Raw genomic sequence first — 26,470 nt, forward strand, 5'->3', positions numbered from 1 at the left:
CCCGTGCCAACCCTCTTTTCTGAAATTTTAAAAAACTCCAAACAACTCTTTGATTCTTTTTTTGAATCTTATACTAAAGAATTGTTTCAACCTCGCACTCGCATAACGGATGCTTGTTTATATAGTTTACAGGCAGGCGGAAAACGAATTCGACCAATCTTTGTTCTGAATTCTTATTTTGAACCAATTCATTTTCCAACTAATCTAAATAGGGACAATCACCTCTCAGTTTATCTTGCGGCTCTTGCAGTGGAATGCATTCATACCTATTCCCTGATCCATGATGATCTCCCAGCAATGGACAATGACGATACTCGCCGTGGTATGCCTACTTGCCACATTCAGTTTGATGAGGCCACTGCCATCCTTGCAGGTGACACACTGAACTCTTTGAGTTTCTATTTGTTATCTCTATTGGAAAAAACAGACTCCACCACCATCCGTGACTCCATCCAAATTCTCCACAGAGGGGCCGGAATGAAGGGAATGATCCTCGGGCAAATGGAAGATATTGAAGAAGAAAAAAATCCAAGCCCTATCGATAAAGAATCCAAACTCGCATCCATCCATGAAAAAAAGACGGGGGCTCTGATTGAAGCTTCCTTCCTTTTAGGAAACCGATTACGACCGGATTGGTTAGAAAGGGAGTCCGTAATTTCAAGTTATGCGAAAGAAATTGGTTTATTATTTCAAATTACAGATGATATTTTAGATGTGGAAGGAAACCTTGCCGATCTTGGAAAAACGCCCGGAAAGGATGCAAAAGCAGGAAAATTAACTTACCCCAGTCTTTATGGAATGGACACTGCTAAAAAATTAAGAGATGAATCCGTATCCAAAGCGATTTCCCTTGTGGCAAACGTATCGTCCCTAAATAATGAATTCTTTTTAGGATTACCGAAATACATTGCCGAAAGAAAAAATTAGACTGGATGATTTCCTCGTTCGCGAAGGTTATGCGATCGATCGAAAACGAGCACAATCGTTAATCCTTTCTGGATCTGTTCTTATCAATGATGTAGTAATTTCCAAAGTGGGAACCTTAATTTCTCCCAAAGATATAGTTCGCACTAAAGAAAAAATCAAAACCTATGTTTCTCGTGGGGCATACAAACTGCTCGGAGCTTTTGATTCTTTTCCCACTGCCAATGTGAAAAACAAAACCTGTATCGACCTGGGCTCTTCAACTGGTGGTTTTTGCCAGGTGCTTTTGGAAAAAGGTGCCTCCCGAGTGATCGCCGTGGATGTAGGTTACGGCCAATTAGCACAAAAAATTGCCAATGATCCCAAGGTCACAGTTTTTGATCGCACTCATCTAAAAGACCTTACGGTTTCTCAATTAGAACCTTTAACCGAGGAAACTTGGATCACAATGGATTTAAGTTTTATTTCTCTAGTGCCCGTTTTTGGATCCTTAATTTCTCTTTTTCAATCAAGTTCCCATATTGTTTGGCAAGGAATTTCTTTATTCAAACCTCAATTTGAAGTTCATCCTTCCAAATTAGAGAAAGGTGTATTGAGGGATTCGCATCATATTGGTTATACGATTCGTTCTATTTGGCGAAAGATTAGAAATTTAGATTCCAGAATAAAATTTTTAGGGCTCGCAGAATCCCCGATCCAGGGAGCCGATGGCAATCGAGAATTTTTGATTCGATGGGAATGGAAAAATAGAATTTAAAAAATTAAGAAGTAAAACCAGAAACCGCTTCTTTTAATTGGTCCGTAGTGAATGGTTTCAACAAATATGCGTAAGACGGGTTTTGATTGATTCGGTATTTTGCAGTATCATCTAAAAATCCTGTCAAAAATAAAACTGGCACTGAGAATTGTTCCCGTAATGATTCGGCTGTTTCGATCCCATCCAATGACCCCTCCAAATTAATATCCATTAGGATCAAATCCGGAACCTTTTCCGAAACGATTTGGAAAGCCTCATCCCCAGAAGGAACCACTGCTATCACATGAAAACCGAAAGATTCGATTTTCTGTTTGATATTGAGTCCGAGGAAAGGTTCATCCTCTACAATGAGGATGTTCTTTTTTGTCATATATGCTTTATTTTATAAGGGGGGGTCTGTTAAAAAGTAAAAATACTGTATGGCAGATAAAAGTAGCAAACAACCCGAAAATGTACCAGGAAAATACTATGTCGACCAAACCTGTGTCCCTTGTAACGACTGCATAAAGGAAGCCCCTGACCTTTTACAGTACAGTGCAGACGAAAGTCATATTTTTGTAAAAAAACAACCAACAACACCAAATGAAGAAAAACAGGCAAAAGCAGCAATGGCAATGTGTCCGGTAGACGCCATTGGCGATGACGGTGAATAGTTAAGTATTATAGAATATACTAATATTTCTTGCGACCACATCCGGTTTTTCTAGGTGAATTGCATGTCTTACTTTTGGAATCCACACCAATTTACTTTTTTTAATATACGAATTAATTTTTTTCATCATAAATGGTGGTGTAATTTCATCTTCAGCGCCAGCTAAAATCAAAGTTGGAATTTTGATTCCTTTCATTTTAGAATCAAAAAAAATCTCCTCTTCCCTACGTAAGGTATTTTCTTGTAAATATTCGTTCGGTTTATCATTCCAAATAGTAACAAGAGTGTGGCGAAATAAAAATCCAGGTTCGGGAAATTCTTCTCCGTAAAGATATCGAAGTAGCAATACGACCTGTTTTTCTGTTTTAGGAAATAGAACTTTACGCATTTTTTCACGTTCTGGATGAGGAATACCACCGGGTGCTAACAGAATAAGCTTTTGCACTCGGTTATGAGTATCACTTAAAACTAAATGTTGGGATGTGAGCCCACCCATAGAATGGCCGACTAAACAAATATCTTTTAAATCTAATTTTTCGAAACACTCAAGAAGTAAGTCTGCCCAAACATCGATTTGGTAAAGATACTTCACTAAAGGTAATTTACTTTTTCCATATCCAGGCAAATCAAATACATAAAGTGGATAACCTTCATTTAACAGTTCTTTTACGACTCGCCGAAAACCAAAACTTTCGTCGAGTAAACCATGCAAAAAAACTATAGGTTTTTTGTTGCCATTTCCAAATTTCCAATAAAAAATTTGGTGTCCACCCATTGGAATAAAACTGGGAATCCCACCCATATTTTTCATTGATTTACGTCTCTGGGACTGATAGTTTCGAAAAAGGCTTCGGTAAAAATATTTCATCATAATGTTTAATTCAAAAATTGAAAGACTATCGCAGCTACTCTCCCATTCCCAAAAAGGATTAGTTTTCGTCGATCTTAAATCCAAACAAATCCTCTACATCAATTCAATTGCAATTGAACAATTGGAAATAAAAAATCCAAAATCATTGCAAGTGGAAAATATATTCTGCGATTTTGATCTCCTAGTTTCAGAGATCCACACACATCCACAATCCAAAAGCGAATACAAATGGTTTCTAAAAAAACTAAATTCAGAAAAGATTCCAGTATCTGTTCATTATTCCTCTTTAACTGACTTCTTTGATTCCGATACAGAAATATACGCGATTACAATTAACTGGAACCAAATGCATTCTGAGGATCATTTAGAAATAGTTGACCACTTAGAAATTCCGTTCATTCAAACTGATTTAGCAGGCAATTTACAATACGCTAACAATCGTTTTATTGAATTATTCAGGTTATCACCTAACAAAATTGAATCTTATACAATATTTGATGTTCTGATTCTACCGGAGAATCTAAAGAATGAAATTTTAAAAAGAAATACAAAATTTTTAATAGAAGTTGATCACTCTGTTGAGAATTCGATCACCTTTCAATTACAAAGTTTTATCACAATGCAGGAAGGAAAGCCAAATGGAATTTCACTGCTCTTATTAGATCTTTCCGAATTACAAAACGCTGAACGCATTATTAAATATGGCGAAGACAAACTAAGAACATTTTTTGCCACGATGAACAATGGTTTTGTAATTATAAATAAAGACGCACAAATTTTAGAGATTGCTCCTATTTTTAAGTTTTTACTCTTTCAGGTTTTTGCATTTGAAGTAGGTGAAGATATTTTCCATTTTTTTGATGAAAAAATGAAATCAAAACTAATGGAAGTTTTAAGTTCCGTCATCGAAAATCAAAACTCTCAAACAACTGAATTTGATTATTTATTACTTGGTGAAGAAAAAACATTTGAAATTCGGTTTATACCCGTTAGACGATATGATCCGAACGATAAAAAAATTTTGTTAGTATTTTCTGATATCACGGAAGCTAAACGAAAGGATCGACAACTAATTGAATCAATGAAATTTGCAAGTATTGGTGAAATTGCAGCCGGTCTTGCACACGAAATCAATAACCCACTACAAAGTGCACTTTTGTACTTGGACGACTTAATTACTGTCGACGAAGCAGATCAAAATGAACGAAGGAATATTTTAAAAAAAATTGAATCTGCCAATTTGCGAATTCGTGATTTGGTGAAAGCTTTACTAGATTTGGGAAGGATGGAAAGCCCCAATCGAGATATTGTCTCTCCATATTATATTCTAGTTCGAACAAGCGAACTAGTCGAAGTTAGTTGCCGTAAAAAAAATATAAGTTTTACTAGGCATGCAGGACCAAATTTGCCAGGAATCTTTGTGCGCTGGCAAGAAATAGAACAAGTTTTAATCAATTGTGTGGTAAATTCGATCAATGCACTTTCTGAGATGGAGACTGCCAGACAATTTCCAAAAATCGAATTAGGTATCGATTTAGTCAAAATCCAAAAAAAAGAATGGGTTGTTTTTTCAGTCGAAGATAATGGCCCCGGAATTGATGATGATACATTAGAGAAGGTTTTTTTACCCTTATTCACTACGAGACGAAATAAACAAGGAACTGGTTTAGGTCTTTCTATATCAAAAAAGATCATCGCGGAACATGGTGGAGAAATCTATATTAAAACTAAGGAAGGTACGGGAGCTAAGGTAGAGATTTACCTCCCTGCCCATACGGATGAAAATGGATAAGATTTTAATTGTAGATGACGAAGAGGATATACGAATCGCACTAAAACGAGTGTTATCTCGAGAAGGATATCAAATCGAACTCGCGGAATCTGCTTCTGAAGCGATCCAAAGAATTTCATCTGGTGAAACCTTTTCCGTTGCTATTTCCGATATTTTAATGTCTGGAATGTCTGGAATTGATTTCACAAAGTTTATTGCAGAAAAACAAATTAATTTACCTGTTATCCTTATTACAGGAAATCCGAATTTATCATCCGCCGAATCTGCAATTCGTTATCATGCATTCGAGTACATATCGAAACCAGTAGACAGAACACAAATTTTATCTGTTGTTAAACGAGCATTAGAACTTAAAAATCAAAAGGATTCCGATTTAGAAAAATTGATGTTATCGGAAAAACTGGAAAAAGCACTTCGTACTCAAAACTTAGATTTAAACAGACAGAACGCGGCAATATTAAATGCAACTTCAGATGCTGTGATTACAATTGATTCTAAACTTACGGTAGTTTCGGCAAATAAAGCAAGTTTTGAAATGTTTCGTTTCAGAACTCCTTTGGATCTAATTGGTCAATCAGTGAAAATTTTATTCACTGAAAATAAAATGCAAAAATACATGAGCCAAGTTTCAAAAGTGTTGAGTGAAGAAGAAAATAAATCCACTCTTCAACTATCAGATGTAACATTATTACGTTCGGATGCATCTACTTTTTTGGCGGACATTGCAATATGTTCATACAGTTTGGATGGTGATACTTATTACACAGGTGTCATTAGGGATGTAACTCAGAAAAAGGCAATGGTGGAACAACTCATTCACTCAGAAAGAAGGGCTTTTTTATCAGTAGTGGCTGCAAGTATTGGACACGAAATTAATAACTCTCTAACTGCGATCCAAGGCTTTGTAGAAATGGCTTCTCGAGAAAACGCAGATACAATGTTAAAAGATCGTGCCTTAAAGGTGACTTTGAATCAAACGGAAAAATTAAGGGCATTGACTTCCAATCTTTTGCAACTTGGAAAATCCTTAAAATCAAATAATGAACAATCAAAAGTTTTAAATTTGAATAATGAAATTTCCTCGGTTCTTCAAGTGTTTAAGGAAACTGCAAAATTAAAATACTGCCATATCAAAAGAGAAGATTCTTTTGAAGAGATTCTTATCCAAATGAATTCTGATCAATTTGCTTTGTTATTATCAAACATTCTTCTTAATGCAGCTGATGCTACCAATAATATTGGAACTATTGAAATCGTTTCCTATAAAGATCAAAAAAATTCTCATCTTATTGTAACAGACGATGGCGAAGGTATGTCACCTGAAACATTAAATAAAATATATGAACCGTATTTTACAACGAAGGAACTTGGAAAAGGAACGGGTCTGGGCATGTTTGTAGTCAAACAAATTGTGGATAATTTTGACATTCGATTAGAAATTGATTCAACTCCAGGAAATGGATCTAAATTTCATTTTATTTTTCCAAAGGTCTCTGAATCATAGTTGTTAAGTGAAACCTGAATTAACTAAAGAACAACTTGAAGTAATATTTTCTCGGTTTGGCAAACATTGTAAAATTGTTTCCTTACAAGAGGAAGCCTCAACACGAAGGTATTTTCGCATAACATTAGAAACTGGAAGTGAAGAAGTTGTTTGTTCTGACTCAATCGTAAACGAAGATTTTATCATAATCTCTGAATTTCTGAATGCCAATCAAATTCATGTTCCCAGAGTTTTAGATGTAAATAGAGAACTTGGACTCACGTTTATGAGTTTTGAAGGTTTGGATGATTTTAGCTCATACAATTTAAATGACTATAAAAAGAAATTTCCCATTCTTATTGATTTAATTTTAAAATTACAATCCCTTGGTCCACCTCCCTTAGTAAAAAACAGAAAGTTTGATACAGAAAAACTAAGTTTTGAAACCAACCTGACCTTGGAAAAATTTGAAGATTTTCGTAAATTATACCAAATTAAAACAAATATTTCCAATGAAGCTAAGGCCTTTATTGATGAAACCGTTGCTTATTTGAACAAATATCCTGTGAATGTTTTTACACATCGTGATTTTCATTGTCGAAATATTCTAGTTTCACCTAATTTTGATTATTCTTTGATTGATTTTCAAGACGCAAGGATGGGAGTTCCGCAATACGATCTTGCCTCTATTTTATATGATGCGTATTATCCATTGCCAAGGGACTTTCGTTCTCTAATGTTAAAATCATTTCGTGATCGGAACTTAGACCAATCAACAAAATTTAATGATACATTTTATCTCCAAGCTCTGCAGCGTTCTTTCAAAGCTTTAGGAACATACTTTCGAATGGTCACAGACCACGGCAAAGATAAGTTCAAACCTTCTATCATCTCTTGTTTAAACCAACTGGAGGAAATCATCCAATTAGGTATGTTTGCTGATTCGTTATACATTTTTGTACGAAGTTTACGAGACGAACTAAGTCGTCACAAGGATTTTAAAAATTTATGAATGCCTTTGTTTTAGCGGCAGGTTTTGGCAAAAGAATGGGAACTCTTACAGAAAATTGCCCCAAACCTCTGTTAAAGATCCAAAAAATCACTCTCCTCGATTATAGTCTTTATCTACTCGATCAATGGAAAGTTTCTAAAGTTTGGATCAACACTCATTACTTAGGGGAACAAATTAAAAACCATATTGAGAAATTTATCAAATTTCCCATTGAAATATTAGAAGAAAAAAATGAAATCTTAGGAACAGCTGGAGGCATTCGTACTGGATTATCAGACGAACATTTGAAAGAACCAATTTTTCTGATAAACCCAGATACCTTATTTTTTCCAGAACCAAATTTTAAACCAAAAACTGATTTATCCATTCATACAAAAATTCATTTATATTTATTGCCTGCACCTCCTAATCAAAGTTATACAAAAATTGATATTGGTGAAAAAGGAGAATTAACCTTTGGTAACGGAAATTATTATTATATAGGACTTGCTTTACTTAATCCTCAATGTCTTTCTCATTTAGAGAAAAATAAATACTACGACCTTTCTGATATTTTTAAAGAATGTGCGGAGCGTAAAGAGATAACCGGAGAGGTGTTCTCCGGTCGAGTTTTAGATTTGGGAACAAAAGATCTTTGGGAAACCTATGTTAAAACTGATATTTTTGGCGATGAGCTGTCTAAAATCCAAGTTTTTATTAAATCTTCATATATGACTTAAGATTTCCTGTTTACGTTGTTCATATCCTTTTTTGCCAAGCAAAGCAAACATATTGTTTTTATAGTCCTCTACACCTGGCTGATCAAAAGGATTTACACCTAACATATAACCGGAGATCCCACATGCAAATTCAAAGAAATACAAAAGTTCTCCAATGACTTCTTCGGTTAACCCAGGTAAAATTATTTCTAAACAAGGTACACCCCCGTCTTTATGCGCAACGAGAGTTCCAAGCATCGCACTCTGGTTCACTTCAGAAAGTTTTTTGCCAGCCAAATAATTGAGGCCGTCGCGATCGTCTTCCTTTTCTGTAAGATAAACATCTTGTTTTGGCGATTCCACTTTAATGGTTGTTTCCATCAATTGGCGCTCACCATCTTGAATGTATTGTCCCATCGAATGAAGGTCTGTGGTAAACTGGACTGATGCAGGAAAAATTCCCTTCCCAGTTTTTCCCTCACTTTCACCAAACAGCTGTTTCCACCACTCAGATACAAATGACAAAGCTGGTGTATAACTCACAAAAATTTCAATTTTTTTACCATTTGCATATAAGGAATTTCGAATCGCTGCATACATAGCCGCAATGTTTCCTTCAAAGGCTGATTTAGCCTTTAGCTCTGCTTCCATTTGTTTAGCGCCATCGATCAGTTTATTGATACTGAAACCGGCAGCGGCAATTGGCAACAATCCAACAGGAGTAAAGACGGAATAACGTCCACCCACATCGTCTGGAATGACGAAGGTAGGAAATCCATATTCATCAGCGAGTTGTTTTAGAGCTCCTTTATGTTTGTCAGTTGTTGCAAAAACACGGTTTTTTACATTTTCTCTTCCATATTTACGTTCTAATAGAGAGAGTAACAAACGAAAGGCGATCGCCGGTTCCGTTGTGGTTCCAGATTTAGAAATAACATTCACTGAAAATTCTTTGTTTTCTAAAAATGCTAACAAACGGGAGTGATAATCCGCATCCAAGTGATGTCCCGCATAAATAATTTTTACGGATTTTTTATGTAGTTCATTTGCACTAAATTCCGGAGTTAAGGCCTCAATGACTGCACGAGCCCCGAGATAACTTCCACCAATTCCCACAACAACCAAATATTGGGAATGAGATTGGATAGTTTCTGCTGCTTTTCGAATCAATTGGAGGTCGTCTGGATTCGTTTGTCTTGGAAGATCCACCCATCCTAAAAATTCATTTCCTAGGCCCGTTTTTTCGAGAAGAGTTTGTCTCGCTTTCTCAGCCTTTTCCAATTCTTTCTGGATTACTGTTTCGGCGATAAAAGATTTAACAAAACGGTCTGAAATTTTTAAGTTCGACATAACAACGATCCTTGAATAAAGTATGGCATCGAAAGGAAGATGAAGTGGATTCTTTTATAAGTAAAGAAAATTTGAATCAATTTGAATCATTATTTGGAAAAACAAACCATCTCCCTCGTTTGTTCCAAGCTCCAGCTAGAATCAATATAATTGGGGAACATGTTGATTATTTAGGTGGAATCGTGCTTCCTGCGGCCATAGATTTTGCCGTCCAAGTATATCTTCGTCCCAATGATTCTTCTTCTTATCATTTGCACTCTGTCACTTATAAAGAAACTGTAGAATTAAAAAAACCGCTAGTACCAAATCCTAGGTCACCCTGGTCCGATTATATCTCTGGTGTTATCTCTGAAATAGAAAAGTTGGGCCATACAATTCCTGGGTTTGATCTGTTAGTGGACGGAAATATTCCACAAGGTTCTGGACTTTCTTCTTCAGCCGCTTTTGAAGTTGTCACTGGTTATGCGATCAAAGAAACATTCGGATTAAATATTTCACGAGAAGAGATTGCACTTATTGGGCAAAGAGCTGAAAATAATTTTGTAGGAACGAAATGTGGGATCATGGATCAATTCATTATCGCTGTTGGTAAACAGGATGATTGTATCTCATTAAATACCGAAACTCTAAATTACACTTACCACCATTTTGATTTGGGAGATTACGAATTCTACTTAATCAATTCGAACGTAAAACACAGCTTAAAAGACAGTGCTTACAACCAAAGACGTTCAGAATGTGAATCGGCATTGGTAAAAATAAAAGCAAAGTATCCAAATTTTACACAATTGTATGAAGTAAATCTTTCTGAATCTGAATTAGAATACTGTCACCTAACAAAAGAAGAACTTAAAAGAACAAAACATGTTACATCAGAAAGGGAAAGGACAAAAGTTGTCATTGAAGGTTTAGAATCTGATAATTTTAAAGATGTTGGATCCGCACTGTTTCAAACCCATTGGTCTTTATCAAAAGAATTTGAAGTCTCTTGTCCCGAAACCGATTTCATAGTTGATTCTTTGCAGAGTTTGGGCGTCACTGGAGCAAGAATGATCGGTGGCGGCTTCGGTGGATGCGTACTCGTACTAGATACCAAAGATCATTTTTATAAAATAGAAGACGTATTGAAAAAAAGTTATCAACAAAAGTTTAATACTGCGTTAGACTTTTATAGGTTTCAAATTTCAGACGGGGTAAAGGAAATTTCATTATGATTGAAAACTGGAGTGATTACACAGTTGAAAGTGGAGACTTCAAAATGGAAGTTCTCCATCAGAAATTTGTCCCCCTGCCTGAATCCTCAGTTTATTTTGAATTGTCAGGAGAAATTAATCTCTACAATTCACAAATCATGAAAGAAAATTTGGAGATGCTAATCTCCAAAGGAATCAATTTTATTTTTTTAAACTTTGAACAAGTGAGTTATATTGATAGTTCTGGCCTTGGTGTTTGTTTAGGAATCCATTCCAAACTGATGAAACAAAAAGGTTTTATAAGAATCATATCCCCTTCAGAAAAAGTAAGATATGTATTAGAACTAACAAAACTTAGGAGCTTGCTCCAAATTTTTCCAACTTTGGAACAAGCTATAAAAACCGACTAAAAGTAGGTTGGGAAAAGAAATTTTAATTTGATTATTTGTTCCTGGTTTCTTTTTTCAGGAGATGTCACAAGAGAATACTTCGTACTGCCGACAAGACTTGTATCATCCGATTTTCCTAGAAAGTCAATGAGGGCCGATAATAACTTCTTAGCTGTATCTGCGTTGGCACTCAAGTTCGCAAGAACCATTTCCAAGGTGACATGTGCTTCATCTTCTTTCCAACAATCGTAATCCGTAGACATACAAACCATTTGGTAAAGAATCTCTGCTTCTCTTGCCAGTTTTGCTTCTGGAAGGACGGTCATATTAATGATATCCGCTCCCCAAGATCTATACATATGAGATTCGGCTCTTGTCGAAAACAAAGGGCCTTCCATACAAATTAATGTTTTGTTGGAATGAATTGGTAGGCCGATTTGTTTGGCAGCTTCTTCTACTTTTTTACCGAGCCCTGCTGAAAAAGGATCTGCAAAGGGAGCATGTGCCACCATTCCATTCTCAAAAAACGTAGCATGTCTTGCTTTGGTGCGATCAATGATTTGTGAAGGAATCACAAAATCTCTCGGTGCAATTTCTTGGCGTAAACTTCCTACAGAACTAAATGCAATGATTTCTTCTACGCCTAACTGTTTTAATGCGGCAATGTTGGCTCGGGCCGGAACTTCACTTGGATTTAAAAAATGTCCTTTTCCATGTCTTGGTAAAAACGCAATTTCTTTACCCTTAAAACGACCAATGGTGATCGTGTCCGATGGTTTGCCCCAAGGAGTTTCTGGATGAATCTCTTTAATAATCTCCATTCCATCAATTGAATATAGGCCAGTTCCACCAATAACCCCGATTTTCACTACATTTGTCATATGAATCCTCTTAAAGTGCAGTTTTCCCCTAACGATTTTGGTTGCATTCGTTTTTTACATTCGAAGACTGTAGAATGCTCATGGGAGAATACATGAAATCCAAAATATTACCCTTAACCACTCTCACACTCCTGATCTTTACAGCGGGAATCACGTCCGACTCCGCTTTTGATATGTCTACACAATCTGATCGCAAATCTGTCAGTGTTACTATTTACAATGGAGGCATAGGTCTTGTACGGGAAACTCGTCTTTTAAATTTATCCAAAGGAATTCGTACATTGCGTTTCGAAGATGTTCCTTCTCAAATCATCCCACAAACCGTAAGAGTGAAGGGAGAAGATCCAAAAAAACTCACAGTCTTTGAACAAAACTACGAATACGATTTAATTTCTCCTGAACGTTTGATGGACAAATACATTGGAAAGGAAGTTACGCTTTACAATGAAACCAAAGAAAAAACAACTTCCGTCAAAGCCACGTTAATCTCAAACAATGGAAACCCCGTGTACAAAATTGGAGATGAAATTTCGCTCGGTTACAATGGGCGAGTGACAGTTCCCACCATTCCTGAAAATCTTTTTGCGAAACCTACTCTTGTTTGGAAATTGAAGAACGATGTAGAAAAGGAACAAACCCTAGAAGTTTCATACCAAACCAATGGACTTGGTTGGTCTGCTGATTATATTCTCGTTTTGGATAAAGAGGAAAATCTCTGTGGATTGAATTCTTGGGTCACATTAAACAACAACTCTGGTGCTGAGTATAAAAATGCAACTTTGCAACTTGTGGCAGGAAAAGTAAATTTAATCTCTAACCAAGTGAACACATATGCAATGCAGCCTCGTGCAGTAAAAAATACAATGCGAAAGGAATATGATGAATCAGCTGCTGCACCTGAATTCAACCAAGAGAATTTGTCCGAGTATTATTTATATACCTTAGACCAACCAACTAACATTGGATATAACCAAACTAAACAAGTTCAATTGTTTCAGTCGGAAGGAATCGAAATCAAAAAGTTTTTTGTTTTTGAAAACCTGCCTATGTATGAGGGAAATGAAAAAAATTTCAATAATGCAACCATCAAATATATTTTCAAAAATGCGAAGAAAAACAATTTAGGTCGCCCCCTTCCTCAAGGAACCATTCGTGTTTTCAAAGCTGATTCCAAAGGACGCCAACAACTTCTTGGTGAAGATACCATCGATCACACTCCTGAAAACGAAGAAGTAAAAATCAAAACAGGCCAAGCCTTTGATGTAGTTGCTAACGGCAAACGTCTTTCCAACGAAGTTTTTAAACTTTCCCGTGGTGATAAATCAACTTATTCTGCGGAAATTCGAAACAGAAAAAAAGAAGAAATCGAAGTTAGGTTTTACGCAAGCCTTTGGGGTGATTGGACCATCACTAAATCTTCCCATAAATTTACAAAAGAATCAGCAACAAGAGCCTACACGGATGTACCTCTAAAAGCTAACGAAACTGTGACTGTAGAATATACTGTAGAGACTAAGTACCAATAATGGAAAATAAATATGACGTAATCATTATCGGTTCTGGAATTGGTGGCCTAACGGCCGCCTCTATTCTTTCTCAAGTTGCCAAAAAGAAAGTACTCGTTTTAGAACGTCATTTTAAGTTAGGTGGATTCACTCATACTTTCAAAAGACTTGGAAAATTTGAATGGGACGTGGGAATCCATTATATTGGGGACTTAGGCGAAGGTTCAATGTTACGAACGCTTTTTGATTCCATTACAAGAAGAGGGGTGAAATGGCAAAAAATGCAAGAACCCTTTGAGGTTTTCGATTACCCAGGATTTAGTTTTCCGGTGTATGGAGAAAAAGAAAAATTTATAAGTGATTTAAAACAAAAGTTTCCTTTAGAATCCGAAGCCATTGATAGATACTTTCGAGATGTAGAAATTTTTACACAATGGTTCGGAAGGCATTTTACACTCAAGGCTCTCCCAGCTGTATTTGAAAAGGCAGCAAAGTTTTTAAACCTAAACCATATCCCCACTCCGTACATCACTACCAAAGAATATATGGAGTCAAATATTCAGGATGAAAACCTAAGAGCACTTCTAAGTTCACAGTGGGGTGATTACGGCCTTCCTCCATCCACATCTTCCTTTGCCATACATTCCATGATTGTGGCACATTACTTTAACGGTGGTTATTTTCCCATTGGAGGATCTTCTAAAATCGTAGATTCGATAGAACCCATTGTAGAAGAAAACGGAGGGAGCTTAAAAATCCTTCATACAGTCAAAGAAATCCTTCTCGAGGGAGATAAAGCTGTCGGTGTGAAAGTAGAAGTTCAAAAAGGAAAAACTTTTTCGGAACAGGAATTTTATGCTGATGTCATTATTTCAGATGCAGGTGCTTATACCACCTACAACAAACTATTGGCCAAAGAACATTCTAGTTCTTTTCAAAAACCTCTGGAATCTCTTAGCACCCAGGGAACTACGTCCATCACACTTTATATTGGATTTAAGGAATCTCCAACAAAACTCGGATTTCACGGGGAAAACCATTGGATCTTCCCTGACATAAACCATGATGCTTGTTATGCGAAAAGAAATGATCTTATTGAGGGCAAACCACCGATGATGTATCTGTCTTTCCCTTCTTTAAAAAATCCAGAGTCCGAAGGCCATACGGCCGAAGCTATCAGTTTTGCTGATTATTCCTTATTTGCGAAATGGAAGGACGAACCCTGGAAAAAACGCGGGGAAGATTATGCGCAACTGAAAGACAAGATTACCGAAGGTATGTTATCATTTTTGGAAGAACGATTTCCTGGATTTCGAGACCTCATTGAATTTACAGAACTCTCCACTCCTATCACAACCGAATTCTTTACAGGACATAAAGAAGGATCTATTTATGGACTTTCCTGTACACCGGAACGCTTTCAACAAGAATGGTTAGGTGTGAGGACAACGATCAAAAATCTTTACCTAACGGGAGCTGACGCCTGCTCTCCTGGAGTAGCAGGTGCCTTGATGGGCGGCGTGGCTGCTTCTTCTGTGGTTTTGGGGCTTACTGGGACTCTTAGGCTTATGAAAGAACTTTTCCAAAAGAGCCAAGAAACCAGTTGACAATTGGTTTAAGATTTGATAGTTTGATATTAAATTAATGGGAACAAAATTCAAAGGATCTAAAAAAGAAGTACAGGCACTCGATGCGTTTATTAAATTAAAACGTGCTGCCGAATCTCTGTCTTCCCGACTCATTTCTGAGTTTACCAAATGGAGTATTTCAGAAAGTCAATTTGGGGTTTTAGAGACTTTGTACCACTTGGGACCACTCTGTCAAAAAGACTTGGGTGACAAAATCCTCAAAAGTACGGGAAACATCACCCTTGTGATTGATAACCTGGAAAAAAGAAATCTTGTAGAACGTGTTCGCGGTGTAGAGGACAGAAGGTTTATTTCTGTCCACCTAACAGCAGAAGGAAAAAAACTCATCGAACAAATTTTTCCTGACCATGTGAAACGAATTACTTCAGAATTTGCAGTATTATCCCCTGAGGAACAAGAAGTCCTTGGAAAAATCTGCAAAAAACTCGGCAAAAAAACCGAAGCCATCTGTAAGTAATTAATCTCGGTAATCCATTACCAATCGAAATCCTGCTCGCCTATCTTCGGATAGGTTAGGAATCCCACCATAGGACCTAGCACTGGCAGTTGCATTTTTTGCTGAGTCTGCATAAGAACCACCACGAACCACTTTGTATATTTTCCCAAAAGAAAAGTTTTTAATATGATGCCCTGGATATAACTGGTAGTCACTGGATGTCCATTCGGGTGCATTCCCACACATTCCGATCGCACCATAAGGACTTGCTCCTTCTGTTGATAATTCCAAAACCGATTGTGCTTTACCAATTTTTGATTCTCTAGTGTTACAATAAAGGGAATCATATTCATCTCCAAACGGATATTTGGTGGCAATGATTTGGTAACCTAAGGTTTCGTCTCTATTAGTAAATTCAATCACCCCTGGACCACGAGCCGCTTTTTCCCATTCCCATTCGGTGGGAATCCGTTTTCCTACCCAATTGGCATACCTCTCTACTTCTCGGTAAGTGAGATGAACAACAGGAAAGTCCCCTTCTCCTTCTGGATACTTTCCCCCAATCCAATGAGGAGGGTTTGGAGAATTTGTTTGTTTTGAAAAGTAAGCATATTCTGCATTAGTGACTTCATACTTATCAATATAAAAGGATGGGATTTCTTTTAGGTTGGAAGGTTTTGGTTCTAAAAAATAAGGATTAAAACTATCTGAGGAAGGATCTGTCCCTTGCCCGTATAAAAATAAACCTCTCGAAACTAAAACCATTTCCTTTCTATCTTTGGGATGAAAAACTGTTTTTCTGGGTGGAGTGAATCTTCCTTTAAAAAAAGCATCTGGCTCTGTAAAAAAATCTTCTTCGATATAACTGGAGATATAGGCATCTGTTGTGATCTCTTTCATTTTTGAGTTTAGATCCGGTTTGTAATCACCCACTAACACTACTTCGATGAATTGATTTTTTTTGTTGATATGTTTTTCTTCCCAAACAGTGTCTCGAACCACAAGAACCCCTTGTTTTAAGTCTGTCAGTTTTTGATACACAGGAAATTCTTTTGTTTCAGCAAATAATGATTTAATTTCAGCGAGTGAAAGCTTGGAAATACGTTGGTTACGATAAATCCGAACTTTAATCCATAATCTATTTTTATAAACGCCAACAACTTCGCCTTTCCAAAGTTGAACTTTCTTTTTAGTAGTGGCAAAGGGTGATTCTTCCGAAGTTTCCTCTTGCGAAACAAGGGGAGAAATTACAATTCCCCAAACGAATAGAATCATTAGTAGTTTTCTCATACTGTCTTTTATCATCATCGGCGTATTTTGCCGAAACCTTTTGATTGAAATTTCCTGTGCATGTATACAATCTGTGGGAAAGGGAAATACCACATTGATCGAGTTTCAGTACAAACGAGAGAAGGAAAATATCCTTATTTCCCTCAAAACCGATTCTACCCAAATCGGTACCTTCCACCGAATTGCTACCATCATTTATGCACTCAAAATGGACATACTTTCAGGGGAACTGGGCACAGTCATAGAACAAGGTCATGAGTTTACAATCGATTCGTTCATTTTACAAGCAGATGGCGGGGACACAACTCAAGCTGCATTCAAACTGGGAATGATGATGGATTCCTTGTTTTCCAAAAATACTAAATTTGAAGAGATTTTGGAGAAATTACAAATCCAAGAACCAGCCGTTGCCACATTCTTTCGCGAAACACCAGAGTTTATTTTTAGCGATTTACCAGAAAGGAACGAAACTTGTTTGTATTTGGAAAGTAGTGCCGGTCGAGGTTTGTTGTATTATGTATCTCGCATTTTAATGCAAAACCAAATCAACATTCGTAGTGCCACTATTGAAACGGACTTTGAAACAGGCCGAGCCAAAGATAGTTTTTATTTAACGGACGCATCGGGGAAGATGTTTGCTTCTTCTGACCTTGCTGACAAAATCAGAAGAGAAATTCTAGCCCCGATCCAATCGAACTCTCGTTAGAGATTAGTTTTTACAGAGAACTTTTAAAGAAGTAGCTTTGTCCACTTTCGGTGCTTTGCCGTTTGAAAAACGGTAAGCCAATCCAGACTTTTTGTCCACTTCTGTTTTCGTCCAATATTTCTCTTCGCTAGATTTGATCTCTTTTGGAGCTGTTGCCGCAAATTTTACGAGATCATCTTTAGAAGGTACTACTCCACCTACTGATTTACAATAAGCAGCTGCTTCAGACCATTTTTTAGAGGCTACTTTATCCACGAGAAATCCAGCAGTAGATTCTTCCGCAGGTGCAGGAGTCTCTTCTACTTTTTTCTCAGGTTCTGCGGCGACTGGTTTGGTTTGTGCATCTGCAGGAACAGAAGCTGTAGCCACTGGAGCAGGCGCTTTTGTTTTAAAGTATTTCATGTATCCTAAATACCCTATGGCAAGAATTCCTGCCAAAACCAAAAATAGATACACTCCGTTTCCTGATTCTTTCGTTTGAGATGATCCCTCAGAATGCGATACTGGGGATTGAAGAGAAACTTGCGCAGACTCATCGTTTCCGAATAGAGAGGCACTTTCGTTTCTTGTAGATTGTTTCTTAACCGTATTTGTTTTCTTAGCCGCTTGTTTAACAGCCTTCTTCTTAGCGGCAGATGATGATTTTTTCGTTGCCATAATGATAATCCTTATTGCCGAGACAATTCTAATTATAGTTATCACATGAAATCAGAAAAAGCTGAAGAACTTCTTCTCAAATTTGTTTTTTTTTAAAATTTTTTTAAGTGTGTTTCCTTTTCTACTCCGAAATCGTGATCCTAAATGAAAGAAGTTCGTATTGGTCTATTGGGTGCCGGAGTTGTCGGCACAAGCTTACTCCAACTCTTGGATAAAAACCGGGAAAAAATCCAACGTCATTATGGAATCAACTTACAACTAACGACCATTGCCACCCGTAGCCCGGGAAAACTCCAAGGTAAAACGAACGTTCCAGTAACAACCGATGTACTATCTGTTACAAATCGTTCGGATATCGATATGATTGTTGAATTGATAGGCGGAACTGACACGGCTTACCAAGCAGTTCGATCCGCTTTAGAACATGGCAAAACTGTCATCACAGCCAATAAGGCCTTGTTATCCGAAAAAGGAAGAGAATTGTATCCAATCGCTGCAGAAACCGGTGCTGAGCTTGGTTATGAAGCTGCAGTGGCAGGTTCCATTCCCATCATCCGTACATTACGTGATGGACTCTCTTCCTGCGAATTTGAAGTCATTTGCGGAATCCTAAACGGAACCACAAATTTTATTTTAACCAAGATGGAACAAGAGGCCTGGGACTATTCGACGGCACTGAAAAAAGCACAAGACCTTGGATTTGCAGAAGCCGACCCAACCTTTGATGTAGAAGGGATTGATGCGGGCCATAAAATTAGTTTGCTTGCAAGTCTCGCGTTCCGTGAGTACGTTTCGTTCGCTTCCCTTTCTGTAAAAGGAATTTCCGATTTACAATCTTTGGACATCCAATCTGCACTTTCTCTTGGATATCGAATCAAACTTTTAGGGATCTCTAAACGAAGTTCGGCGGGAGTACTTACCAAAGTACATCCAACGCTTGTTCCTCTGGACCATCCATTGGCAAATGTCATGAACGAATCCAATGCTGTTTTTTATAAAACCAAAGAAGCAGATTCCGGAATGATCACAGGTAAAGGTGCCGGGGGAATGCCAACAGCAAGTGCGGTTCTCTCTGACATCATCTACTATGCTTCGAGACTGGGAAGTAAGGACATTGCGAAAGAAAATAATCTTTTTCCAGAAGCCAAAGCCTTTCCTGAGCCTGACAATTTGGTTCGTTATTACCTACGTTTTTCCACTGTGGACAAACCAGGAGTTCTTGCTGAAATTTCTCAGGTGCTTGGCCGTCATAATATTTCCATTGCATCCGTCCAACAGAAGGAGTCCACTTCGGAACCGGTGTCAGTGATTGTTGTCACTCACTCGGCGACAGAAGGGGAATTTCAGAAATCTCTGCAGGAAATTGATACTATGTCGAACATCATCAAACAGAAAACTGTTGCCATCCGGCTTTTGGAAAACCTGTAACTCGCATGGCGGATTTACAGTTTCCCTCCCTGGATCTCAAAACAGAATTCATCGAAATCAAAGGAGAGCGAGTGCTGGTTGTTTCCTTTGTGGGCCAGATCACCAATACCAACGCATACGAAATCAACCGGAATATTTCCGTGATCTTTCGCGACTCTGTTTACAATATCATTTTGGAACTCACCAAGTTGGATTATATTAATAGCATTGGAGTGGCAACACTCATAGGTATTATCAAAACAGTTGAGAGCAATCAAGGTAAAATACTAATTGGGGGACTCAATCATTTTCTGGAAAACGTGATTCGGTTAATGGATTTGCCACGAAAGGTGCAAATTTTTAATACCAAACAAGAAGCCATTACGAATTGGGAATAGAAACTAGATTAGGGTTCTGTTCCTTTTTTTTCCAAAGTTCTTCTTCAATTAAATCCAAAAGATGAGGCAAACCTTCGCGGGTGACAGCAGAAACAAGTAAGGCCTCATTCTTTTCGAAGGAAACACGTGTTTCCTCATCCAACCCATCCGCCTTGTTAAAAACCACCATTCGAGGAATTTCGTTCAATTGAAGGGAATTGAGAATGGTATCTACGGCTTCCATTTGTTCCGCATAATTTGCGTTTGTGGAATCGACTACATGGAGTAATAAATCCGCATCCCCTAATTCCTCAAGAGTTGCTTTAAAGGCCTGTGATAAATCTGGCGGAAGGTCGTGAATAAAACCTACTGTATCAGAAATGATAATTTCTCTTTCTTCAGGAAAACGAATCCTACGAGTTGTGGGATCTAAAGTTGCAAATAATTTGTCTTCGGCAATGACAGTAGAGTTTGTGAGGGCATTGAGTAAGGTTGACTTTCCGGCATTTGTATAACCAACAATTCCTACGATAGGGATTTCGTTTTTGGAACGAGCCTTACGGTTTAATTCTCTACGACGTTTGAGGTCTTTTAGTTCATTTTCCAAACGAGTGATTTTTTCTTCCACACGCCTGTTTCCAATTTCTAATTTGGTTTCTCCAGGCCCTCTACCACCAATACCACCCGTTAGGCGACTCATATTGTCGTCTAATTCCGAAAGGCGGTTTTTTAAGTATTTGAGTTGGGCAAGTTCCACCTGGAGTTTTCCATCTCTTGATTTTGCATTTTTCGAAAAGATATCCAAAATGAGTTGGGTGCGATCGATGATTTTTAAATCACTGGCATCCGAGATTTTTTTTGCCTGCGAAGGAGTGAGTTCCAAATCAAAAATTAAATGTTCAATGTCTTTGTGAACCGAAGTTAAGATAATTTCTTGTAACTTACCTTTTCCTACAACAGTTCTGGGATCAGGATCTCTTTTTTGAACATAAGTATCCACAACATGGATACCTGCTGTGCGGCAAAGTTCTTTGAGTTCTACCATCGAATGTTCCGGTGAACGTTTCATCTTCCTGACATCATAAACACCCACAAGGAAGGCTCTGTTTTCTTTTTGAGATTCTTTGAGGATGGATGTTTTTTTTGTGAATTCGGATTCCAGTGCTTCCACTTGTTCCGAGTAACCATACTTCAATTGGCCTGGGTATTGTTTTGGCGAAAGGATCCAAGGTTCCTTTGCATCGGGATCGGGATTAATAAAGGCAGAAAAAAAGAATTTGGGAATTCCATCGGCTCCCACACAAGCTGCCGTAATGGAATCAAAGCGGTTGAGGACAAGGTCCATCAAATCTTCTTGGTTTAACGGGTGTTCTTTGAGGTGTGTGTGAAAAAGGCGTAAACCCCTGAGCCGAGAATGTGCCACTCGATATCGGTCCAAATGGGGAATTTCTATGGAGTTGTCATTGCCAACAATCAAATGGGTGACATAACCTGTCCTTTCAATGAGAAGGCCGACTTGCCTGCGAATTTCGTTTGAAATCTCGCCAACGAGCCTTGCTAGCTCCATAGAAATGATAGAATCCTCCCGAAGTCGTCTTTCTGAGAGAGATTTTAACTTTTTTAACTGGTTTGGCTTGAGACCAGCTAGATTGCCGCTAATTTTACTTATAGTACGTATCCGATATTCAAAGTATGGAAATAGGCTATCAGATGTTTCAAAAGGGTCAAGACATAATTTGGAAGAGAAGTTTATGGGTGGTCCTTGTTCTGTTGATCAGTTGTTCCACTTCAAAACCATACCAATTAACAGACGTTTCACCAAAGTATAAAGAATACCAAGGATCGGATTTAGACCCGCATAAATCAAAATCTGTTACAATCCCTGTGACCAACAATCGTAAGTATGATGAGTTTATCCAGGAAGCGCATAAGGCCATTGCTTTACTTGAGTTTGGAGAAAATGTAGCCCTTCGTGCTGATAGCAAAAAGACGGTCGGCGAACCTGTAGATAAAGAAATGCAAGCCGCAGCTTATTTGGAAGAAGACCTACCTGTCGTAATAAGCAAGTTGCCAGGTCTCATCCAAACTAACCAAGATCTTATCGATAGTGTTCCCAATGATTTTGATGGCCCTGCCATTGGTCGTGTTAGTTATGAATTGGGTAATATTCTTGATTCATTAAAACAAAATAGCCCCAAAGCAATTGGTATCCAAAACGCGATTCGACATTTACGTTCTGATTCAGGAAATTACAACCAAGGAAAAGATAACACTGAGAAAGAAAATAAACCAGTTGTGGAAGATCCTATCATTGTAACGAATGAAGTCGAAACTCCTAAAAAAATAATTCCAAACAAAGTAGAGAATCCATCTAAAATATCGATCAAACGACTCAATCGCAAAGCAAAAGTAACGGGTAAAGCTAAAGTAACCGATCAAATCAATGAGTCAGTTAAAAAGGAAGAAGAGGTTCTATCTGAAGAAGAAAAAAAGGACAGAGAGTATACAGATCAAATTCGTAAAGGGTTGGTTCAAGTATTCCAATGGGAATACTACCGAAAGCCAAAGAACTTAGAAAAGATTTTAACCACTCATCCTATCCCTCGTGTACGTGCAGCCGCTGCACTGGCTCTTGGTAGATTAAAAGCGGGTCGAGTTAGTTTAGAAAATGCCATCGATAAAGACGGATACCAAGTAAGACCTGCTGCTTACAAAGCTTTGTCCGATATTGGAGATAAACGTTCCCTTTCTTATTTTATTGCGGGAACCAAGGCAGAAGATCCAGAAGTGATCGCAGTAAGTTACGAAGGTCTAGGAAAAACAAAAGATCCGGCAGGACGAGAAATGATCCTTACGACAGGACTCTCTTCAGAATTTGTGGTTATTGTTTCAGGTGCCTTACGTGGTCTCGCCTATCACAAATTAGATGCTGATGTTGAAGTTTTTAGTAAGTTTTTAAAATCGAATGACCAAGACATTAAAGTGGCATCACTCGAAGCTCTTGCGATTCATGGAAGTAGGGAAAGTCTAAGAATTTTGGAAAAGTTTGTTTCAGAAGAACCAAATATGGCGTTACTTGCCATTGATGAAATCAGTAAAAACCCTTCTTTATCAGCAACCTTTGCTCTCATTCGATTGAATGAATCGCAGACTGATGAAAAAATAAATAAACGAATTGGTGAGTGTTTACTTCGTCGTAAGGCTTTTGGAAAGTATGCGATCATACTCATAGAAGATGATTACCTCCGCGCAGAACCAAACGAACGTTCAAGGCCTGTTTCTTATATCAAAAACAAAGAGATTGGCCTAATTCTATCTGAAACCAAAAAGGAATACGCTGTGCGGATCGGAGAAGACATTCTCACTGACAAATATATTCAAGTGAAAATGGAATCTACACTTCCGGGCGCGCGCGAAGCCTTTGTAACAGGTTGGGTTTTTTATCCAAAGTTAGATATCATTGAGGTGAAACAACTAGGCAGTGATGGGAATTCTGGAAAGTATTCCAATTTGAAAAAAGGAAAACACAACAACCTCTTCAATCCAATAGAAGAAATTAAAGTTCCTAAAAAGGATTAAATTTTCCTTTGGAAAGGGCGGTCGAAACCCATTCTACCGTCCCTTGTTTTAGAGGAACTTTTGGAATCATCCAGTGAAGGCCGCAGAACCAAGGTAAAAACAAAGAAGAAAACGGCATCACACCAAAGACATCAAATCCTGTAGATGCTATCGCAAGAACACCCTTATAACCAGATTTGTAAATTTGACGCATCATCCAAAGTCCTGAAGTTTGAGTTTCCATTGTTACATCAGAAATAATCATATCATAGTTCGGATTTTTTGTAAAAAGGGTTAAACCTTCCTTTGCATCGACAGCACGATCCGAGGGAATATTTTTGGAGTCAAAATACGATTTCAAATTATTCGCATAACGGTCATTATCGTCAACGATTAAAACTCTTTTCATATCTGAATCTCCGCTTCTGCAAATTGGCTGTCATATAATTTTTTATATATTCCGTTTTGGGCAAGTAACGAATCATGATCGCCCTTTTCTCTGATTTCGCCCTCTTCAATCACAACAATATTTTTTACTCGTCTTACTGTGGAAAGGCGGTGCGCAATGATAAAAGTAGTTCTATTTTTAAAGAGTCGTTCCAAAGCTCTGCTGACCAACCTTTCGGATTCGGCATCAAGAGCACTGGTTGCCTCATCTAAAATCAAAATTTCTGCATTTCGTAACAAAGCTCTGGCGATGACAAGACGTTGTCTTTGGCCACCGCTCAGATCAAGTCCACGGACTCCAATGACGGTATCATAGCCGTTTTCCATATTAGTAATAAAATCATGTGCATTTGCTAATCGTGCTGCACGAATCACTTCTTTTCTGGTAGCAGCACCAGTCCCATAAGCAATGTTATCTGCAACCGTTCCGTGAAAGAGAAAAATTTCCTGAGTGACAATTCCAATTTTTTTACGAAGGGATTTTAGGGAATAGCTACGAATGTCCATTCCATCGATTAAAATTTTGCCGGCTGTTGGATCAAAAAAACGAGGAATCAAATCCATCATAGTTGATTTGCCTGAACCACTAGTTCCGACAAAAGCATAGGTTTCACCAAGTTTGATATCTAAGTTGATTCCTTTTAAAACTTCTTGGTTGGTACCTGGATAAGAAAAATGAATGTCGTTAAACTGAATCCCCTTCTCTATTTTTTCGAGAATGGTTTCATCTCCATGTTCCACTACCTCTGAATCACGATCAATAATTTCAAAAATCCGTTTCCCGGCAGAATTGGCTTGGGTAATTTTTCCCACCATTTGTGAAAGTTGGGTAAGGGGACGAAGTAAAAATAACAAAGTAAGAAGGAAGGCCATAAACTCACCTTGCGTAAACTTACCTGAATATATAAATTTGGCACCCATCGCAAAGTAACCAAGCACCACGATGGATGAAGTAAGTTCGACAAGACTTGGTGCCATTTGTAAATAGAATTGGCCTTTGAAAGTCCTTCGATACACTTTATAATTGATATTATCAAATTTTTTAAGGTCCTGTTTCTCTTGGCGAAACGTTCGGATGACCTTAATTCCTGAAATGAATTCCTGGATATGACTATTGAGGTCGGCGAGCTTTTCTTGGAACCTTGCAGTCGATGAGGAAATTTTTCGTGTAAACAAAGTTACAGGCATTATGACGACAGGAATTGTGAGACAAGCAAGGAGTAATAATTCTGAATTCAAATAAATGAGGATCATTAGATGTGTCAAAACGTAAAAGAAGTTTATGACCGCATCACGAAGGTTACTCGAAATCACTGCAGCTACGATCTCTGCATCATTGATAACCCGACTCATAATTAGTCCGGTTTTTTCTTTATAAAAATAGGTAAGAGGTAATCTCTGAACTTTTTGAAATAACTCTTGTCGGATATCTCTGACTGCTTTGTAACCGGCCGTGGCAATACAATAAACTGACAAAAGATAAGTTCCCAGTTTCAAAAGATAAAGTGGAAAAACTGCAATACAAACTGCCCAAACCACTTCTTTGGGTTCCATATCCTTTGTGAAATCATTGATCTGGAGCTTTGCAGAGATTATCAAACGTTTGATTCGCTCTAATCCATCCAAACTATCTGCACCCAAAAGAACTTCTTGGACGAGGATCGTTTTTTCAGGAAGAGTTAAATCCAAATGGAAACGATTATTTTTGTCACCACCTAACGAATCAAATAGGGGAATGAGTGCTGTAAGAGAAATTCCATTTAAAACGGCCGTCAAAAGTGCAAACACGAGTCCCAAAACAAATCGTTCCCGGTAGTGCACAGAATAGGACAATAGTCTTAAAAAATATTTCATTTGATGACTTCCTCATAGAAGTTGCGAAGTAAGGTTTCCCCATTTTCTGTGAGGATGGATTCCGGATGAAACTGGACCCCAAATACCTTACTCCATTTTCTGTGACGAATTCCCATTATGACTCCATCTTTAGTTTCCGCTGTCACTTCCAATTCGTTTGGCAAAGAAACTTTCGAGACAGCCCAAGAGTGGTACCTGTTGGCTAAAAATCCATTGGGGATGTTTTTAAAGACACCTTCTCCATTGTGTAGGATTTCCGAAGGTCGACCGTGGAACACTTCTGGAGTTTGCTCCAATTTGGCTCCGAACATTTCTCCAATGGCTTGGTGGCCGAGACAAATTCCTAGTACCGGCATTTCCTTATAAAGGAAATCTAAATGAGACATGAGTTTACCTGAAGTTTTCGGAAGACCCGGACCCGGTGACAATACAACAGCGTTGTATTTTTTTTGTAGGTCCACTGGTAGGTCTTCATCATGCCGCATGACAGTTGTTGGTATGATTTGGTTCAGGTATTGGTACAGAATATAAGTGAATGAGTCGTAGTTGTCGATGAGAAGGAACATACTGGGAGAGGACAAG

At 37.9% G+C, this 26,470-nt stretch carries 26 protein-coding genes; 16 read left to right on the forward strand and 10 right to left on the reverse strand.

Translation table 11 applies throughout. From position 1 onward, the window contains the following. Nucleotides 1-3: 3 nt before the first annotated feature. On the forward strand, nucleotides 4-927 hold the full coding sequence (locus EHQ31_RS17875; protein ID WP_135572592.1) for a polyprenyl synthetase family protein: 924 nt from the start codon (nucleotides 4-6) through the stop codon (nucleotides 925-927). Then, entirely contained in the window at nucleotides 908-1,681 is a 774-nt protein-coding gene (locus tag EHQ31_RS17880) for a TlyA family RNA methyltransferase (RefSeq protein ID WP_135572594.1), read from the forward strand. The genes EHQ31_RS17875 and EHQ31_RS17880 overlap by 20 nt, the downstream gene beginning before the upstream one ends. 4 nt (nucleotides 1,682-1,685) lie before the next feature. On the opposite strand, the gene EHQ31_RS17885 is transcribed toward EHQ31_RS17880, so the two are convergent. Next, nucleotides 1,686-2,051, reverse strand: coding sequence for a response regulator (locus tag EHQ31_RS17885; protein ID WP_135572596.1), 366 nt, complete (start codon nucleotides 2,049-2,051; stop codon nucleotides 1,686-1,688). A 49-nt stretch (nucleotides 2,052-2,100) separates the two neighbouring features. On the opposite strand from EHQ31_RS17885, the gene EHQ31_RS17890 reads away from it, so the two are divergent. Continuing rightward, on the forward strand, nucleotides 2,101-2,334 hold the full coding sequence (locus tag EHQ31_RS17890) for a ferredoxin (protein ID WP_135572598.1): 234 nt from the start codon (nucleotides 2,101-2,103) through the stop codon (nucleotides 2,332-2,334). On the opposite strand, the gene EHQ31_RS17895 is transcribed toward EHQ31_RS17890, so the two are convergent. Next, nucleotides 2,335-3,204, reverse strand: coding sequence for an alpha/beta fold hydrolase (locus EHQ31_RS17895; protein ID WP_244247468.1), 870 nt, complete (start codon nucleotides 3,202-3,204; stop codon nucleotides 2,335-2,337). A 1-nt stretch (nucleotide 3,205) separates the two neighbouring features. On the opposite strand from EHQ31_RS17895, the gene EHQ31_RS17900 reads away from it, so the two are divergent. Genes EHQ31_RS17900 through EHQ31_RS17915 form a run of 4 tightly spaced genes read left to right on the forward strand, consistent with a single transcriptional unit; the run spans nucleotide 3,206 to nucleotide 8,210 of the window. Further along, nucleotides 3,206-4,996: a two-component system sensor histidine kinase NtrB gene (locus tag EHQ31_RS17900; protein ID WP_135572600.1), complete on the forward strand. Its 1,791-nt coding sequence runs from the start codon at nucleotides 3,206-3,208 to the stop codon at nucleotides 4,994-4,996. Next, nucleotides 4,989-6,500, forward strand: coding sequence for a hybrid sensor histidine kinase/response regulator (locus EHQ31_RS17905; RefSeq protein WP_135572602.1), 1,512 nt, complete (start codon nucleotides 4,989-4,991; stop codon nucleotides 6,498-6,500). The genes EHQ31_RS17900 and EHQ31_RS17905 overlap by 8 nt, the downstream gene beginning before the upstream one ends. Before the next feature lie 7 nt (nucleotides 6,501-6,507). Continuing rightward, a complete protein-coding gene (locus tag EHQ31_RS17910; protein WP_135572604.1) occupies nucleotides 6,508-7,491 on the forward strand; it encodes an aminoglycoside phosphotransferase family protein in 984 nt (327 codons plus the stop codon). Then, nucleotides 7,488-8,210 carry an NTP transferase domain-containing protein gene (locus tag EHQ31_RS17915; protein ID WP_135572606.1) on the forward strand — a complete coding sequence of 241 codons (723 nt, stop codon included), beginning with the start codon at nucleotides 7,488-7,490 and terminating at the stop codon, nucleotides 8,208-8,210. Before EHQ31_RS17910 ends, EHQ31_RS17915 begins: the two co-directional genes overlap by 4 nt. Here the strand turns inward: EHQ31_RS17915 and EHQ31_RS17920 are convergent. After that, nucleotides 8,196-9,539 carry a glucose-6-phosphate isomerase gene (locus tag EHQ31_RS17920; protein ID WP_135572608.1) on the reverse strand — a complete coding sequence of 448 codons (1,344 nt, stop codon included), beginning with the start codon at nucleotides 9,537-9,539 and terminating at the stop codon, nucleotides 8,196-8,198. The genes EHQ31_RS17915 and EHQ31_RS17920 overlap by 15 nt on opposite strands. A gap of 44 nt (nucleotides 9,540-9,583) precedes the next feature. Here EHQ31_RS17920 and galK point away from each other — a divergent pair, with 44 nt between their 5' ends. Next, nucleotides 9,584-10,753: a galactokinase gene (gene galK / locus EHQ31_RS17925; RefSeq protein WP_135574040.1), complete on the forward strand. Its 1,170-nt coding sequence runs from the start codon at nucleotides 9,584-9,586 to the stop codon at nucleotides 10,751-10,753. Then, nucleotides 10,750-11,142 (forward strand): STAS domain-containing protein, encoded by a 393-nt coding sequence (locus tag EHQ31_RS17930; RefSeq protein ID WP_135572610.1) that lies wholly within the window; start codon nucleotides 10,750-10,752, stop codon nucleotides 11,140-11,142. The genes galK and EHQ31_RS17930 overlap by 4 nt, the downstream gene beginning before the upstream one ends. Here EHQ31_RS17930 and mtnP read toward each other — a convergent pair. Then, nucleotides 11,139-12,002 (reverse strand): S-methyl-5'-thioadenosine phosphorylase, encoded by an 864-nt coding sequence (gene mtnP / locus EHQ31_RS17935; protein ID WP_135572612.1) that lies wholly within the window; start codon nucleotides 12,000-12,002, stop codon nucleotides 11,139-11,141. The two genes, EHQ31_RS17930 and mtnP, sit on opposite strands and share 4 nt — an antisense overlap. A gap of 92 nt (nucleotides 12,003-12,094) precedes the next feature. Between mtnP and EHQ31_RS17940 the strand changes: the two genes are divergently transcribed. Genes EHQ31_RS17940 through EHQ31_RS17950 form a run of 3 tightly spaced genes read left to right on the forward strand, consistent with a single transcriptional unit; the run spans nucleotide 12,095 to nucleotide 15,613 of the window. Beyond that, nucleotides 12,095-13,528: a DUF4139 domain-containing protein gene (locus EHQ31_RS17940; RefSeq protein WP_135572614.1), complete on the forward strand. Its 1,434-nt coding sequence runs from the start codon at nucleotides 12,095-12,097 to the stop codon at nucleotides 13,526-13,528. Continuing rightward, a complete protein-coding gene (locus tag EHQ31_RS17945) occupies nucleotides 13,528-15,114 on the forward strand; it encodes a phytoene desaturase family protein (protein ID WP_135572616.1) in 1,587 nt (528 codons plus the stop codon). The genes EHQ31_RS17940 and EHQ31_RS17945 overlap by 1 nt, the downstream gene beginning before the upstream one ends. A 37-nt stretch (nucleotides 15,115-15,151) precedes the next feature. Further along, the gene (locus tag EHQ31_RS17950) at nucleotides 15,152-15,613 is read left to right on the forward strand and encodes a MarR family winged helix-turn-helix transcriptional regulator (protein WP_135572618.1); all 462 of its coding nucleotides are present in this window, start codon (nucleotides 15,152-15,154) and stop codon (nucleotides 15,611-15,613) included. Here EHQ31_RS17950 and EHQ31_RS17955 read toward each other — a convergent pair whose 3' ends face one another. Beyond that, nucleotides 15,614-16,882 (reverse strand): formylglycine-generating enzyme family protein, encoded by a 1,269-nt coding sequence (locus EHQ31_RS17955; protein WP_135572620.1) that lies wholly within the window; start codon nucleotides 16,880-16,882, stop codon nucleotides 15,614-15,616. Nucleotides 16,883-16,976: 94 nt separating this feature from the next. Here EHQ31_RS17955 and EHQ31_RS17960 point away from each other — a divergent pair, with 94 nt between their 5' ends. Next, the gene (locus tag EHQ31_RS17960) at nucleotides 16,977-17,588 is read left to right on the forward strand and encodes a hypothetical protein (protein WP_135572622.1); all 612 of its coding nucleotides are present in this window, start codon (nucleotides 16,977-16,979) and stop codon (nucleotides 17,586-17,588) included. 3 nt (nucleotides 17,589-17,591) lie between these two features. Here EHQ31_RS17960 and EHQ31_RS17965 read toward each other — a convergent pair whose 3' ends face one another. After that, a complete protein-coding gene (locus EHQ31_RS17965) occupies nucleotides 17,592-18,245 on the reverse strand; it encodes a hypothetical protein (protein ID WP_135572624.1) in 654 nt (217 codons plus the stop codon). A gap of 144 nt (nucleotides 18,246-18,389) precedes the next feature. On the opposite strand from EHQ31_RS17965, the gene EHQ31_RS17970 reads away from it, so the two are divergent. Further along, entirely contained in the window at nucleotides 18,390-19,673 is a 1,284-nt protein-coding gene (locus EHQ31_RS17970) for a homoserine dehydrogenase (protein WP_135572626.1), read from the forward strand. A gap of 5 nt (nucleotides 19,674-19,678) precedes the next feature. After that, complete coding sequence (locus EHQ31_RS17975; RefSeq protein ID WP_135572628.1) at nucleotides 19,679-20,050, forward strand: STAS domain-containing protein; 372 nt, start codon at nucleotides 19,679-19,681, stop codon at nucleotides 20,048-20,050. Here the strand turns inward: EHQ31_RS17975 and hflX are convergent. Continuing rightward, entirely contained in the window at nucleotides 20,034-21,596 is a 1,563-nt protein-coding gene (hflX, locus tag EHQ31_RS17980) for a GTPase HflX (protein WP_135572629.1), read from the reverse strand. The genes EHQ31_RS17975 and hflX overlap by 17 nt on opposite strands. Nucleotides 21,597-21,739: 143 nt before the next feature. Here hflX and EHQ31_RS17985 point away from each other — a divergent pair, with 143 nt between their 5' ends. Then, nucleotides 21,740-23,608, forward strand: a complete 1,869-nt coding sequence (locus tag EHQ31_RS17985) for a HEAT repeat domain-containing protein (protein WP_208652795.1) — start codon at nucleotides 21,740-21,742, stop codon at nucleotides 23,606-23,608. Here the strand turns inward: EHQ31_RS17985 and EHQ31_RS17990 are convergent. The 3 genes from EHQ31_RS17990 to EHQ31_RS18000 are packed head-to-tail and all read right to left on the reverse strand — an operon-like array spanning nucleotide 23,595 to nucleotide 26,454. Then, nucleotides 23,595-23,996 carry a response regulator gene (locus EHQ31_RS17990; RefSeq protein WP_135572630.1) on the reverse strand — a complete coding sequence of 134 codons (402 nt, stop codon included), beginning with the start codon at nucleotides 23,994-23,996 and terminating at the stop codon, nucleotides 23,595-23,597. The two genes, EHQ31_RS17985 and EHQ31_RS17990, sit on opposite strands and share 14 nt — an antisense overlap. Then, nucleotides 23,993-25,888, reverse strand: a complete 1,896-nt coding sequence (locus tag EHQ31_RS17995) for an ABC transporter ATP-binding protein (RefSeq protein ID WP_135572631.1) — start codon at nucleotides 25,886-25,888, stop codon at nucleotides 23,993-23,995. Before EHQ31_RS17995 ends, EHQ31_RS17990 begins: the two co-directional genes overlap by 4 nt. Beyond that, nucleotides 25,885-26,454, reverse strand: a complete 570-nt coding sequence (locus tag EHQ31_RS18000; protein ID WP_135574042.1) for an anthranilate synthase component II — start codon at nucleotides 26,452-26,454, stop codon at nucleotides 25,885-25,887. The genes EHQ31_RS17995 and EHQ31_RS18000 overlap by 4 nt, the downstream gene beginning before the upstream one ends. Nucleotides 26,455-26,470: the final 16 nt, after the last annotated feature.

Origin of the sequence: Leptospira montravelensis (genome assembly GCF_004770045.1) — a bacterium.
Lineage (GTDB): Bacteria > Spirochaetota > Leptospiria > Leptospirales > Leptospiraceae > Leptospira_A > Leptospira_A montravelensis.